Origin of the sequence: Variovorax sp. AB1(2024) (assembly GCF_037482385.2) — a bacterium.
GTDB lineage: Bacteria > Pseudomonadota > Gammaproteobacteria > Burkholderiales > Burkholderiaceae_C > Variovorax.
In genome coordinates, this window is record NZ_JBBHKP020000001.1 from 859,387 (window position 1) to 871,280 (window position 11,894).

The window sequence follows — 11,894 nt, forward strand, 5'->3', positions numbered from 1 at the left end:
CGTTGCGGTCCACGTCCATTACGGGCATCAGGGGCATCAGGGGCTCAGCCGCCGCCGCGCTCGAACTTGAAGACCGCCGTGCCGGCGCGCGCATTGGGCAGCCAGCGCACGTCGCGGCCGTCCTGCAGGCCGAAGGCGTCGAGCACGCGCAGGTTGTTCTTGCCGGCCAGCACCTCGAAGTCCTTGAAGGTGCCGACGCGGATGTTGGGCGTGTCGTACCACTGGTAGGGCAGGCGGCGCGTCACCGGCATGCGGCCGCGCGCCACGCTCAGGCGGTTGGGCCAGTGCGCGAAGTTGGGAAAGGCGACGATGCCGATGCGCCCCACGCGCGCGGTCTCGCGCAGCATCACCTCGGCATTGCGCAGGTGCTGCAGCGTGTCGATCTGCAGCACCACGTCGAAGGAGGCGTCGTCGAACATCGACAGGCCTTCGTCGAGGTTGAGCTGGATCACGTCGACGCCGCGGCGCACGCACTGCAGCACGTTGCCGTCGGCAATTTCCACGCCGTAGCCGGTGCAGCCGCGCTCGCGCTGCAACAGGTCGAGCAGGGCGCCGTCGCCGCAGCCGAGGTCGAGCACGCGCGAGCCCTGGGGCACCAATTGCGCGATCAGTCGTTGATGTTCGAGGTCGCTCATGCAGTGGTACTCCCCCCCAGGCTTGCCGCTTCGCGTGCTGCGCCAACCCCCTTCAGGGGGCCCGCGCCTTGGGGCGGCCCGGCGGCGCTCGTCTCCTTGGCGACGCGCTCGAAGTACGAGCGCACCACGCCCATGTAGCGCACGTCGTCGAGCAGGAAGGCGTCGTGGCCGTGCGGCGCGTCGATCTCGGCATAGCTCACGTTGCGGCGGTTGTCGAGCAGCGCCTTCACGAGTTCGCGGCTGCGCGCGGGCGAGAAGCGCCAGTCGGTCTTGAAGCTCACGAGCAGGAACTTGGCCGTGGCGTCGGCGAACGCGGTGCTGAGCTTGCCGCCGTGGCTGCGCGCGGGGTCGAAGTAGTCGAGCGCGCGGGTGATGAGCAGGTAGGTGTTGGCGTCGAAGTACTCGCTGAACTTGTCGCCCTGGTAGCGCAGGTAGCTTTCGATCTGGAACTCGACGTCCTGCGTGGAGTAGCGGTAGTCGAGCCCCGCGGCCTCGCCTTCGACGGCGCTGCGCAGGATGCGGCCGAACTTCGCGTTCATCACGTCGTCGCTGAGGTAGGTGATGTGGCCGATCATCCGAGCGATGCGCAGGCCGCGCTTGGGCACCACGCCGTGCTCGTAGAAGTGGCCGCCGTGGAAGTCGGGGTCGGTGACGATGGCGCGGCGCGCAACCTCGTTGAAGGCGATGTTCTCGGCCGTGAGGTTGGGCGCGCTGGCCACCACCACGGCGTGGCGCACGCGACCGGGGTACTGCAAGGTCCACGACAGCGCCTGCATGCCGCCGAGGCTGCCGCCCATGACGGCGGCGAGCGTCTCGATGCCGAGCGCGTCGAGCAGCGCGGCCTGCGCGTCGACCCAGTCCTCGACCGTGACCACCGGGAAGTCGGCGCCGTAGACGCGGCCGGTGGCGGGGTTGACGTGCATCGGGCCGGTCGAGCCGAAGCAGGAGCCGAGGTTGTTGACGCCGATCACGAAGAAGCGGTCGGTGTCCACCGGCTTGCCCGGGCCCACCATGTTGTCCCACCAGCCTTCGGAACGGGCCTGGCCCTGGTAGACGCCCGCCACATGGTGCGAGGCATTGAGCGCATGGCACACCAGCACCGCGTTGCTGCGATCGGCGTTCAGGGTGCCGTAGGTTTCGTAGGCGAGCGTGTAGTCGCTGATCGATGCGCCGCTGCGCAGGGCCAGCGGGCCCGCGAACTGCATCGACTGCGAAGTGACGACCAAGGGAGGTGACGACGACATGAATGAAAAACCCGGCCTCGCCAAAAACGAGCCGGGTCTGCCGCGCCTGTCTTTAGCTGGATTTATAAAGCGCCCGCAAGCTGAAGCAAATCGGCGCAGCGCGAGTATATCCCCCAGGCTGCGCGCACTGCGTGTCGCTTCGCCAACCCCCTTCGGGGGCAACACCTGCGGCCCGGCGAAGCCGGTTCTGCGGTGTTTCTGGAAGGGCTCCCGCCTTTTTCTTTTTTTCTTACCAGCCGATGATCATGATCACGCCCAGCACCAGGAAGATCGCGGCCGAGATGCCGTGCACGAGCTTGATCGGCACGCGGCGAACGATCTTGTCGCCCAGCCACACCACCGGCGCGTTGGCCAGCATCATGCCCAGCGTGGTACCGGCGACCACCCAGAAGTAGTCCTGCGTGAAGCGGGCGGCCAGCATGACGGTGGCGATCTGGGTCTTGTCGCCCATCTCGGCGAGGAAGAACGCGATCACGGTGGTGCCGAAGACGCCGAACTTGGACACGCCCGGGGCATCGTCTTCGTCGAGCTTGTCGGGAATCAGCATCCACACCGCCATCGCGATGAACGAGCCACCAAGAATCCAGCGCAGCACCTCGGGTCCGAGCCAGCGCGTGATGTAGTTCCCCACGGCACCCGCCAGGGCGTGATTGATGATGGTGGCGGCGAAGATGCCGAGGACGATCGGCCAGGGTTTCCTGAAACGGGCTGCGAGCAGCAGGGCCAATAGTTGGGTCTTGTCGCCCATTTCGGCGAGCGCGACGACGCCGGTTGCAACGAGAAAAGCTTCCATTTTTGAACGTGGGGTTTCTTGGCCGAAGGACGCAATTGACCGTGCAACACCTTCGGCCATATTCCCGAAGTTGCACGGTCAAAGGTCTCGCCAGGTGTTTTCTCACTGCACGCGCCATGTCCTGTGGGGCAGGACAAGTCTGTTGACGCGGGCCCCTCTCGCAGATCGGAAGGCGGCTACTCCCCAATGACGGGCGAGATTCTACCTGTAGCGCCAAGGGCCTAACCCGATCTTGTAAGCGGGCGCTAGCTTTTGATTGTTTTCACAGGCGCTACCTCAAGAAGCAAATTCCTGCTTGCTTTTCGGATATTTCACCCATAATGCACGAGCCTCCCACTTCATTTTGGTGGGGAGGCAGTTCGGTGATCGGTCAGTTTCGCGCGACTCGACGCTCTCGTTTGAGTGATGCTTTCGGGACTCCATCGCTTTTCTTGATGTGTTTATAGGAGTCCCTTGATGGGCAACAAACTGTACGTCGGCAACCTGCCTTACTCGGTGCGCGACGGTGATCTCGAACAGGCCTTCGGCCAGTTCGGCGCAGTGACCAGCGCCAAGGTCATGATGGAGCGCGACACCGGCCGCTCGAAGGGCTTCGGCTTCGTCGAGATGGGCAGTGACGCGGAAGCACAGGCCGCCATCAACGGCATGAACGGCCAGCCCCTGGGCGGCCGCAGCGTCGTCGTCAACGAAGCACGTCCCATGGAAGCACGCCCCCCCCGTAGCGGTGGCGGCGGCTACGGCGGCGGCGGTGGTGGTTATGGCGGCGGTGGTGGCGGTGGCTACGGCGGCGGCGGTGGTGGCGGCTACGGTGGTGGCGGCGGTGGCCGCTCCGGCGGTGGCGGCGGCTACGGCGGCGGTGGCCGCAGTGGCGGCGGCGGCGGCGGTGGTGGCGACGGCGGTTTCCGCAGCCCCTACGGCGCCGGCCCCCGTGGCGGTGGCGGCGGTGGTCGCAGCGGTGGTGGCGGTGGCTACGGCGGCGGCAACAGCGGCTACTGAGTCCTGCACCTCGACGCACAGAAAAGACAAAAGGCTCCTTCCGGAGCCTTTTTCTTTGGCCGCTCGCTTTTCCTCGCGCCGGTTCAGGCCTCGCCGCTTCGCTTCTTGCGGCCGCGCCCCTGTACCGCGCGGTCGAGCACGGCATTCGGCAGCATGCGCATGATCTTGGCGACCACGCCCATCTGCCACGGAATGACGCGGTAGCTCGTGCCCGACTCGATGGCACGCAGCGCCTGGGCGGCAAAGTCTTCGGCCTTCATGAGGAAGGGCATGCCGTAGCGGTTGCCCTGCGTCAGCGGCGTGTCGATATAGCCGGGGCAGAGGGTGACCACCTTCACGCCGCTGTTGTGCAGCTCTCCGCGCAGGCTCTCGCAGTACGCGACCACGCCGGCCTTGCTTGCGCAGTAGGCCCCGTGGCCGGGCAGGCCGCGGATGGATGCAACGCTGCCGATGCCGACCAGCCGGCCGCTGCCGCGCTGCACCATCGCCCGCACGAACGGATGGAAGGTCGCCGCCAGCCCGACGTTGTTGGTGGCGAAGGTCTGCGAAAGCACGTCGAGGTCGGCGCGCTCCGCGGTGTCGATGCCGATGCTGATGCCCGCGTTGGCGATCACCACGTCGGGCAACCCCTGCTGCGCGATGCAGTCATTGCCGGCGGCCACGATGCTGTCGGTCTGCGCCACGTCGGCCTTGTAGACCCGGTAGCCGTCCGCGCCCAGACCGCGCGACTTTGCCCAGGCCTCGATCTCCGCCGTGCGCCGGGCCACCAGCGCCAGCCTGTAGCCCGCGTCGTGGAAGCTCGCGGCCAAGGCCTGGCCGATACCGCTCGACGCGCCGGTGATGAAGACGAGCGGGGCCGAGGTGGTCATGCGTGATCTTCTTTCGCGGTCTTCTTGTTGTCAGCGCTTCTTGGCAGGCGCGGGAGCGGCAGCGGCCGCCGACGGAATCAGCACGCCGCGCACCCGGCCCTTGAGGTTGGCGACGCCGCTCAAGTTGTCGTAGTCGAGCGTGTCGCCCGTGAACTGGTCCTTGTCGCGGATCAGCGTGACCGGCTGGTTCGACGTGACACGCTCGGTGTCGACGAAGGCGTGCAGGAACTCGCCGCGGAACTCCAGGCGCGGCGTGGGCTTGCCGTCGGGACCCACCGACGGGTCGCGGATGACGATGGCGTTGCCGAACAGCTGCAGCTCGCTGCCGTCCGAATTCGACAGCCCGCGGTTGGCGGTGGAGCGCGTCACCAGCCCCTCGGGCGAGATGGAGCGCATGCGCACCTTGTCGACCTCGATGGTGTCGGTGTCGGGGTAGTGCCGGCCTTCGGCGCCGTACAGCTCGCTGCGCAGGTCGCCGTTCGGCAGGAAGTTCTTGATGACGAAGTCGCGCATGAAGTAGTCGGGTTCATGCGTGGGCGCGGCCTTGGCGGTGGGCTCGAGCAGCTTGGGCGCATTGCGCACCAGCCAGTAGGTGCCGAGCGCGACGGCCGCCGTCAGGATGATCGGCAGGTAGATGGTGGCGCGGTCGAGGACACCGCGCACCAGGCCCCATGCGCTTTTCACGTTGTTCATGTGTTCGGGCCCCGGGCAGCGTCGAGCATGGCGCGGTACTGGCCGCAGGCCGTGAGAAGCAGGTCGCAGAACTCGCGCGCCGCGCCTTCGCCGCCGCGCGCCTTGGTGACGTAGCGGGCAACGCCGCGCACCTCGGCATGCGCATTGGCCGGCGCCGCCGCGAAACCCACGCGCGTGAGCACCGGCAGGTCGGGCCAGTCGTCGCCGATGGCCGCGGCCTGTGCCCACGTGAAGCCCAGCTGGCCGAGCATGGCTTGCGCGGCGGGCAGCTTGTCTTCGGTGCCGTAGCGCACATGCTCGATGCCCAGCGCCTCGAGCCGCACGCGCAGCGGCTTGGAATCGCGCCCGGTGATCACCGCGGGCACGATGCCCGCCTTGCGCAGCAGCTTGAGGCCGTAGCCGTCGAGGATGCTGAAGCGCTTGAGCGTTTCGCCGTGCTCGGTGAAGTACACGCCGCCGTCGGTCAGGACGCCGTCGATGTCGAAGAAAACGATGCGCACGTCCTGCGCGGCGAGCAGGGTCTCGGCCTGGAACTCGAGCGCCATCAGATGACCTTCGCGCGCATCAGGTCGTTGGTGTTGATCGCACCCACGACCACGCCCGCGCCGTCGATCACGAACAGCCGGGTGATGCCGCATTGCTCCATGAGCTCGGCGGCTTCGACGGCCAGCGCGTCGACGCGGATGGTGCGCGGGTTGTGGTGCATCACCTCGGCCGCCTTGGGGCTGCGCAGGTCGGCGCCGGCTTCGATCAGGCGGCGCAGGTCGCCGTCGGTGAAGATGCCCGAGGCCCGGCCGTCGGGCTCGACCACCGCGGCGGCGCCGAAGCCCTTGATGCTCATCGCGCGCATCAGCTCGCTGATGGTGGCCGACGGCGGCACGCGCGGCACCTCGTCGCCGGAGCGCATGACGTCGCTCACGTGGGTGAGCAGTTTGCGCCCGAGCGCGCCGCCCGGATGCGAGCGCGCGAAGTCTTCGGAGCCGAAGCCGCGCGCGTCGAGCAGCGCCACGGCCAGCGCGTCGCCCATCGCCATCTGGGCGGTGGTGCTCGCGGTGGGGGCGAGGTTGAGCGGGCAGGCTTCCTTGGAGACGCCGGCGTCGATCACGATGTCGGCATGGCGCGCAAGCGTGGACTCGGGGCGGCCGGTCATGGCGATCAGGGGCACGCCCTGGCGCTTGACGACCGGCAGGATGACGGTGAGCTCGTCGACTTCGCCGCTGTTGGAGATGGCCAGCACCAAGTCGACCGACTTGATCATGCCGAGGTCGCCGTGGCTGGCCTCGGCCGGGTGCACGAACATCGCGGGCGTGCCGGTGGAGGCGAGGGTGGCGGCGATCTTGCGGCCGACGTGGCCGCTCTTGCCCATGCCCATGACGACCACGCGGCCGCGCACTTCGAGGATCTTGCGCACGGCGTCGACGAAGCTCGGCCCGACGCGGGCCTTCAGGCCGGAGACGGCTTCGGCTTCGATGTCGAAAGTGATGCGTGCCCGGGAGAGGATCGCTTCGGGGTCGACCACGGGGGCCGGGACGGGACGGGAGCTCATCGGCAGATTTTACGGGGCGGCCAATCCGGGGATATACGTGCACGCCCCGGCGAAGCCCGGGGCACGGACATTGCTCTAGCATCGGCGCCTATGTCTTCGTTCGATCTCACGCTGTTGTACCTGCTTGCCGCGGTGATCGGCGTGGTGGCCTGCCGCTCCCTGAAGCTGCCCCCGATGCTGGGCTACCTGTCTGCCGGCGTGCTGATCGGCCCGCATGCGTTCGCGCTGGCGCAGAACTCCGAAGGCATCCGGCACCTGGGCGAATTCGGCGTCGTGTTCCTGATGTTCGTGATCGGGCTGGAATTCAGCCTGCCCAAGCTGCGCGCGATGCGAAAGCACGTGTTCGGGCTCGGCCTGCTGCAGGTGCTGCTGACGATGGCCATCGCCACGGCCGGCGCGCTGCTGATCGCGCGGCTGCTGCCGCCGTCATGGCAGCTCGGCTGGCAGACCGCGCTGGCGCTGTCGGGCGCGCTCACCATGAGCAGCACCGCCATCGTCGTCAAGCTGATGGCCGAGCGGCTGGAGCTCGAGAGCGAACACGGCAAGCGCGTGATGGGCGTGCTGCTGTTCCAGGACCTGGCGGTGGTGCCGCTGCTGGTGCTGATCCCCGCGCTGGGCGCGCCGCCCGAGGCCCTGGCCAAGGCGCTCGGCCTCGCGCTGCTGAAGGCCACCTTCCTGATCGGCGTGCTGCTCTACGGCGGCCCGCGCGTCATGCGCTGGTGGCTCACGCTGGTGGCGCGGCGGCGCAGCGAGGAGCTGTTCATCCTGAACGTGCTGCTGGTGACGCTGGGGCTCGCCTGGCTCACCGAGCTGGCCGGCCTGAGCCTGGCGCTGGGCGCGTTCATCGCGGGCATGCTGGTGTCGGAAACCGAATACAAGCACCAGGTCGAGACCGACATCCGCCCCTTCCACGACGTGCTGCTGGGGCTGTTCTTCATCACCGTGGGCATGTCGCTCGACTGGCACATCGTGGTCGAGCGCTGGATGCTGGTGGGTGTGCTGCTGCTTGTGCCGCTGGGGTTCAAGCTCGGGCTGGTGACGGTGCTGGCAAGGGTGCTCGGGGCCACCTCGGGCGTGTCGCTGCGCACCGGCCTTTACCTCGCGCAGGCCGGCGAATTCGGCTTCGTGCTGCTGACGCTGGCGCAGGAGCGCAGCCTGCTGCCGTCGTGGCTGGCCAATCCGGTGCTGGCGTCGATGGTGCTGTCGATGCTGGCGACGCCTTTCATCATCATGTACAGCAACGCCATCGTGCGGAAGCTGGTGGCCAGCGACTGGCTGCAGCAGTCGCTGCAGATGACGAGCATCGCGCGCAAGACCATCAACACGGCGCAGCACGTGATCATCTGCGGCTACGGGCGCTGCGGCCAGAACCTGGCGCGCATCCTGGAGCGCGAAGGCATCCCGTACATGGCGCTCGACCTCGACCCCGACCGCGTGCGCCAGGCCGCCGCCGCCGGCGACTCGGTGGTGTTCGGCGACGCGGCGCGGCTGCAGGCGCTGATGGCCGCCGGCCTGGCACGCGCCAGCGCGGTGGTGGTCACCTACCTCGACGTGCCGGGCGCCATGAAGGTGCTGGCCAACACGCGCGCCCACGCCGCCCACGTGCCGGTGATCGTGCGCACGCAGGACGACCACGACCTCGAGAAGCTGCAGGCCGCCGGCGCCACCGAGGTGGTGCCCGAAGCCATCGAGGGTTCGCTGATGCTCGCGAGCCATGCGCTGGCGCTGGTCGGCGTGCCGATGCGGCGCGTGATCCGCGTGGTGCAGGACCAGCGCGACGCGCGCTACAACCTGCTGCGCGGCTACTTCCACGGCGCCGACGACGACAAGGCCGACGAGGTCGACCACGAACGGCTCAACAGCTTCACCCTGAACGCCGGCGCCCGCGCCGTCGGCCAGACGCTGGAGCAGCTGGCGCTGCCGACGCTGGGCGTGCGCGTCGCGAGCGTTCGCCGCCATGACGGCCAGCCGCGCACGCCGGCCGGCGACACGGTGCTGACCGACGGCGACACGCTGGTGCTGTCCGGCAAGCCGACCGCGCTGGCCGTGGCGATCGAGCGGCTGCAGAAGGGCTGAGGCGGCCGGGGCCGCTCAGCTCAATTGATCAGCGTCGGGTTGCGTTTTTCTTCGTCGATGCGCTGCTGGCGGCGCACCGCCTCGCATTGCGAATGGGCCTTGTACTCGGCCTTGAGGCACTGCGCGGCCATGCACTGCGCCCGCGCGATGAAGTTGCGGTCGCCGCACTGGGCCAGGGGCTCGGGGGCGGGAGGGGCGGGTGCCGGTGGCGGCGGGGCTGCCGCGACGGCCGGCGCCGGAGTCTCGGCGGCGCCGGGCGCGGGCGCCGCAACGGTCGCCTGCTTTCGTGGCCGGGCGGCGGGCCTGGTGCTTGCCGCAGGCGGTGCGGCTTCGGCGACGGGAGGTGCCTCGGCCGCCGAAGGCTGCGGCGCGGCCGGCGCCTGCGCCGTGGGTGGTGCCGGCTCGGCTGGAGGCGTCGCGGGCTCGACGGGCGGTGCCGATGCCGCCGGTCCGGGATCGGTGACCGCCGCGGGCGCCTTGCTGGTTCCGTAGCCGTACCAGCCCGCGACCATCATCAGTACCGCCACCGCCAGCAGCCCGAGCCACAGCAGGATGACCCGCTTGCGGGGCGGCCGCTCGACCGGCCGCCGGACCTTGACCCGGGTGCGCTTGCGCTCGGCCTTTTCCGGCCGCGCCGTCTCGAAGCCCGACGATGGCGCGGGCGGCGGCGGTGGGGGGTCGTCGTAGACCATGACCACCGTCTCCTGGTCGTCCGACGGTGGCGGGGTGGGCGATCCTCCGAAGAACGAACGCCCGGGCTCGGCCTCGCGCGGATCGGAGAGCGGCGCGGGTATGGTCGGTGCGCGCAGCTGGGCCGGAGCGGTGGTCGCCCACTCGCGCTCCGGGCTCGGCGGCGGGGGAATCCTCGCGGCCTTGCCGGACAGCGTGGCACCGCAGCTCCGGCAGAAATTCGCGCCGTCACGGTTTTCCGTGCTGCAGACCGGACAGATCAAGGCCATGGCGTACTACTGACTACTCTCGGGAACCGGAACGAAAAGGGCTGTTGGCGGGCACGCCCGCATCTGGAAGGGAAGTCTGGCGAAGAGGCCGCCGGGGCCTCAGGTCACGGCGACGCGCTTGGAGCGGTGCGCCATGCGCTTGGCGATCACCGCGCCCAGCGCCATCGCGATTTCCAGCGCCAGGTTGGGCTGGCGGTTCGACATCTCGGCGAAGCGGATCGCGTTGAGCCGCCAAACGCGGCCCGCGCCGGTGACCACCACGTTGGCGGAGTGCGGCAGGCGCGAGAAGAACGAGCCTTCGCCCACCACGGACCCCGGCGTGAGCACGGCGAGCCGCATCTGCTCCTTGCTGCTGACGCGGTGCACGCTGATGGCGCCGCTCTCGATGAAGAACACCGAGCGGTCCGGCGTTCCCTGCTCGATCAGCACGTCGCCGACGGCGGTCTCGATGGGCTGCAGGTAGCCGGCCAGCGTTTCCCATTGCTGGACGCTGAACGTCAACGCAAAAGCGTCGGTGCTCATGTTCTCCGCGATGGCGCGGCTCAGATTCTGGATGGACATGCTTTTCTCAACCCCCGCATCGGTCCCGAAGTATCCGCGATGGCCGCCAGATTCGGCTACAAGTGATTACGTTTTTGCGGCGCCTGTCGCTATTTGCCAATGCAGAAGCGCGAAAAGATGACCCCCAGCAGGTCATCGGCACCGAACTCCCCCGTGATCTCGTTCAGCGCGTTCTGCGCCAGCCGCAGTTCCTCGGCCAGCAGATCGAGCAGCTGGGCCTGCGCAGCCAGGTGGCTGGCTGCCAGTGCCAGGTGCGCCTCGACCTGCGCCAGCGCCTGCACGTGGCGTGCGCGCGCCAGGTACACGCCCTCGGGCACGGCCTGCCAGCCGGCCATGGCCAGCAGCTGTTCGCGCAGGGCCTCGATGCCCAGGCCGGTCTTGGCGGACAGCGCGATGCCTTCTGCGGGCCGTGCCGAAGGCGCCGCGTCCTGCTTGTTCCAGACATCCAGCACCGGCACGCTCGCCGGCAGCTTGCGCCGCAGGCCCGCCAGGATCTCGGCGTCGGCGGCCGCGTAGTCCGGCAACGCGGCCCGGGTCAGGTCGTGCAGGAACAGCACGGCATCCGCGCTTTCGATCTGGCCCCAGGCACGCGCGACGCCGATCTGCTCGACCTCGTCGCTGCTCTCGCGCAGGCCGGCCGTATCCGCCACGTGCAGCGGCACGCCGTGGATCTGGATGGTCTGCGAGACCACGTCGCGCGTGGTGCCCGCCACCGCGCTCACGATGGCCAGCTCGGCGCCGGCCAGTGCGTTGAGCAATGAGCTCTTGCCCGCGTTGGGCTGCCCCGCGATCACGACCTTGATGCCTTCGCGCAGCAAGGCGCCTTGGCGCGCGCGCTGCTGCACGGCGGCCAGTTGCGACTGCAGCTTCGCCAGCTGCCCGGCCGCATCCGCCTTCTGCAGGAAATCGATCTCTTCCTCCGGAAAGTCGAGCGTGGCCTCGACCAGCATGCGCAGGTGGATCAGCGCATCGCGCAGCGTGTGGATCTCGCGCGAGAACTCACCCGACAGCGAACGCCCGGCACTGCGCGCGGCCGCTTCGGTGCTGGCGTCGATCAGGTCGGCAATGGCCTCGGCCTGCGCCAGGTCGATCTTGCCGTTGAGGAAGGCTCGCTGGCTGAACTCGCCCGGCTCGGCCACGCGCAGGCCGGGCAGGCGCGGGCGGCCGGTGACCGGGTCGGGCTCGGCCGCCGCTTCCAGGCAGCGCGCCAGCAGCAGCTGCAGCACGACTGCGCCGCCGTGCGCCTGCAGCTCGAGCACGTCTTCGCCGGTGAAGGAATTCGGCGAGGGAAAGTGGATGGCCAGGCCGTGGTCGACCGGCTCGCCGTCGGCATCGCGAAACGGCAGGTAGGTGGCCTCGCGCGGCTTGAGCGCACGCCCGCAGATGGCATCGATCAGCGGCGCCAGCCTGGCGCCCGACACCCGCACGATGCCGACCGCCCCGCGCCCCGAGGCGGTGGCGATGGCGACGATGGGATCGGTGGTACGGGCGAGCATGGTGCGGATTCTTTCAGCAAAAAGGG

Annotated in this window: 12 protein-coding genes, 1 pseudogene and 1 riboswitch; of the genes and pseudogenes, 2 read left to right on the forward strand and 11 right to left on the reverse strand. The window is 69.0% G+C overall.

Annotated features, from left to right (window positions below):
* Positions 1 to 44: 44 nt before the first annotated feature.
* The 3 genes from metW to WIX39_RS04180 form a co-directional block, all read right to left on the reverse strand.
* Positions 45 to 635 (reverse strand): methionine biosynthesis protein MetW, encoded by a 591-nt coding sequence (gene metW / locus WIX39_RS04170; RefSeq protein WP_081267859.1) that lies wholly within the window; start codon positions 633 to 635, stop codon positions 45 to 47.
* Positions 632 to 1,879 (reverse strand): homoserine O-succinyltransferase MetX, encoded by a 1,248-nt coding sequence (gene metX, locus WIX39_RS04175; protein ID WP_409194572.1) that lies wholly within the window; start codon positions 1,877 to 1,879, stop codon positions 632 to 634. Before metX ends, metW begins: the two co-directional genes overlap by 4 nt.
* A gap of 229 nt (positions 1,880 to 2,108) precedes the next feature.
* Positions 2,109 to 2,672, reverse strand: coding sequence for a TMEM165/GDT1 family protein (locus WIX39_RS04180; protein ID WP_081267861.1), 564 nt, complete (start codon positions 2,670 to 2,672; stop codon positions 2,109 to 2,111).
* Between the two features lie 18 nt (positions 2,673 to 2,690).
* Positions 2,691 to 2,869, reverse strand: a riboswitch (yybP-ykoY riboswitch).
* A gap of 259 nt (positions 2,870 to 3,128) precedes the next feature.
* Between WIX39_RS04180 and WIX39_RS04185 the strand changes: the two genes are divergently transcribed.
* Positions 3,129 to 3,668 carry an RNA recognition motif domain-containing protein gene (locus WIX39_RS04185; RefSeq protein ID WP_106936296.1) on the forward strand — a complete coding sequence of 180 codons (540 nt, stop codon included), beginning with the start codon at positions 3,129 to 3,131 and terminating at the stop codon, positions 3,666 to 3,668.
* A gap of 83 nt (positions 3,669 to 3,751) precedes the next feature.
* On the opposite strand, the gene WIX39_RS04190 is transcribed toward WIX39_RS04185, so the two are convergent.
* From WIX39_RS04190 to WIX39_RS04205, 4 genes are read right to left on the reverse strand one after another with little or no spacing between them, the layout of a single operon-like run.
* The gene (locus WIX39_RS04190) at positions 3,752 to 4,537 is read right to left on the reverse strand and encodes an SDR family oxidoreductase (RefSeq protein WP_106936295.1); all 786 of its coding nucleotides are present in this window, start codon (positions 4,535 to 4,537) and stop codon (positions 3,752 to 3,754) included.
* 30 nt (positions 4,538 to 4,567) lie between these two features.
* Positions 4,568 to 5,230 (reverse strand): LPS export ABC transporter periplasmic protein LptC, encoded by a 663-nt coding sequence (lptC, locus tag WIX39_RS04195; RefSeq protein ID WP_172839906.1) that lies wholly within the window; start codon positions 5,228 to 5,230, stop codon positions 4,568 to 4,570.
* Positions 5,227 to 5,775, reverse strand: coding sequence for a KdsC family phosphatase (locus WIX39_RS04200; protein WP_106936294.1), 549 nt, complete (start codon positions 5,773 to 5,775; stop codon positions 5,227 to 5,229). The genes lptC and WIX39_RS04200 overlap by 4 nt, the downstream gene beginning before the upstream one ends.
* Positions 5,775 to 6,776: a KpsF/GutQ family sugar-phosphate isomerase gene (locus WIX39_RS04205; protein WP_081269789.1), complete on the reverse strand. Its 1,002-nt coding sequence runs from the start codon at positions 6,774 to 6,776 to the stop codon at positions 5,775 to 5,777. The genes WIX39_RS04200 and WIX39_RS04205 overlap by 1 nt, the downstream gene beginning before the upstream one ends.
* Before the next feature lie 90 nt (positions 6,777 to 6,866).
* On the opposite strand from WIX39_RS04205, the gene WIX39_RS04210 reads away from it, so the two are divergent.
* The gene (locus WIX39_RS04210; RefSeq protein WP_106936293.1) at positions 6,867 to 8,852 is read left to right on the forward strand and encodes a monovalent cation:proton antiporter family protein; all 1,986 of its coding nucleotides are present in this window, start codon (positions 6,867 to 6,869) and stop codon (positions 8,850 to 8,852) included.
* Between the two features lie 20 nt (positions 8,853 to 8,872).
* Here WIX39_RS04210 and WIX39_RS04215 read toward each other — a convergent pair whose 3' ends face one another.
* The 4 genes and pseudogenes from WIX39_RS04215 to mnmE all read right to left on the reverse strand — a co-directional run bounded on the left by WIX39_RS04215 (position 8,873) and on the right by mnmE (position 11,868).
* Positions 8,873 to 9,544 (reverse strand): hypothetical protein, encoded by a 672-nt coding sequence (locus tag WIX39_RS04215; protein ID WP_409196373.1) that lies wholly within the window; start codon positions 9,542 to 9,544, stop codon positions 8,873 to 8,875.
* A gap of 219 nt (positions 9,545 to 9,763) precedes the next feature.
* Positions 9,764 to 9,811: pseudogene (locus tag WIX39_RS04220) on the reverse strand (hypothetical protein); the annotation flags it as partial.
* Between the two features lie 99 nt (positions 9,812 to 9,910).
* Complete coding sequence (locus tag WIX39_RS04225; RefSeq protein WP_081269786.1) at positions 9,911 to 10,372, reverse strand: Crp/Fnr family transcriptional regulator; 462 nt, start codon at positions 10,370 to 10,372, stop codon at positions 9,911 to 9,913.
* A gap of 89 nt (positions 10,373 to 10,461) precedes the next feature.
* Positions 10,462 to 11,868: a tRNA uridine-5-carboxymethylaminomethyl(34) synthesis GTPase MnmE gene (gene mnmE / locus WIX39_RS04230; protein ID WP_081269785.1), complete on the reverse strand. Its 1,407-nt coding sequence runs from the start codon at positions 11,866 to 11,868 to the stop codon at positions 10,462 to 10,464.
* Positions 11,869 to 11,894: the final 26 nt, after the last annotated feature.

Coding starts and splice junctions, on each gene's coding strand:
- metW (WP_081267859.1), bottom strand. CDS start 635: ATGAGCGACCTCGAACATCAACGACTGATCGCGCAATTGGTGCCCCAG.
- metX (WP_409194572.1), bottom strand. CDS start 1,879: ATGTCGTCGTCACCTCCCTTGGTCGTCACTTCGCAGTCGATGCAGTTC.
- WIX39_RS04180 (WP_081267861.1), bottom strand. CDS start 2,672: ATGGAAGCTTTTCTCGTTGCAACCGGCGTCGTCGCGCTCGCCGAAATG.
- WIX39_RS04185 (WP_106936296.1), top strand. CDS start 3,129: ATGGGCAACAAACTGTACGTCGGCAACCTGCCTTACTCGGTGCGCGAC.
- WIX39_RS04190 (WP_106936295.1), bottom strand. CDS start 4,537: ATGACCACCTCGGCCCCGCTCGTCTTCATCACCGGCGCGTCGAGCGGT.
- lptC (WP_172839906.1), bottom strand. CDS start 5,230: ATGAACAACGTGAAAAGCGCATGGGGCCTGGTGCGCGGTGTCCTCGAC.
- WIX39_RS04200 (WP_106936294.1), bottom strand. CDS start 5,775: ATGGCGCTCGAGTTCCAGGCCGAGACCCTGCTCGCCGCGCAGGACGTG.
- WIX39_RS04205 (WP_081269789.1), bottom strand. CDS start 6,776: ATGAGCTCCCGTCCCGTCCCGGCCCCCGTGGTCGACCCCGAAGCGATC.
- WIX39_RS04210 (WP_106936293.1), top strand. CDS start 6,867: ATGTCTTCGTTCGATCTCACGCTGTTGTACCTGCTTGCCGCGGTGATC.
- WIX39_RS04215 (WP_409196373.1), bottom strand. CDS start 9,544: ATGGTCTACGACGACCCCCCACCGCCGCCGCCCGCGCCATCGTCGGGC.
- WIX39_RS04225 (WP_081269786.1), bottom strand. CDS start 10,372: ATGTCCATCCAGAATCTGAGCCGCGCCATCGCGGAGAACATGAGCACC.
- mnmE (WP_081269785.1), bottom strand. CDS start 11,868: ATGCTCGCCCGTACCACCGATCCCATCGTCGCCATCGCCACCGCCTCG.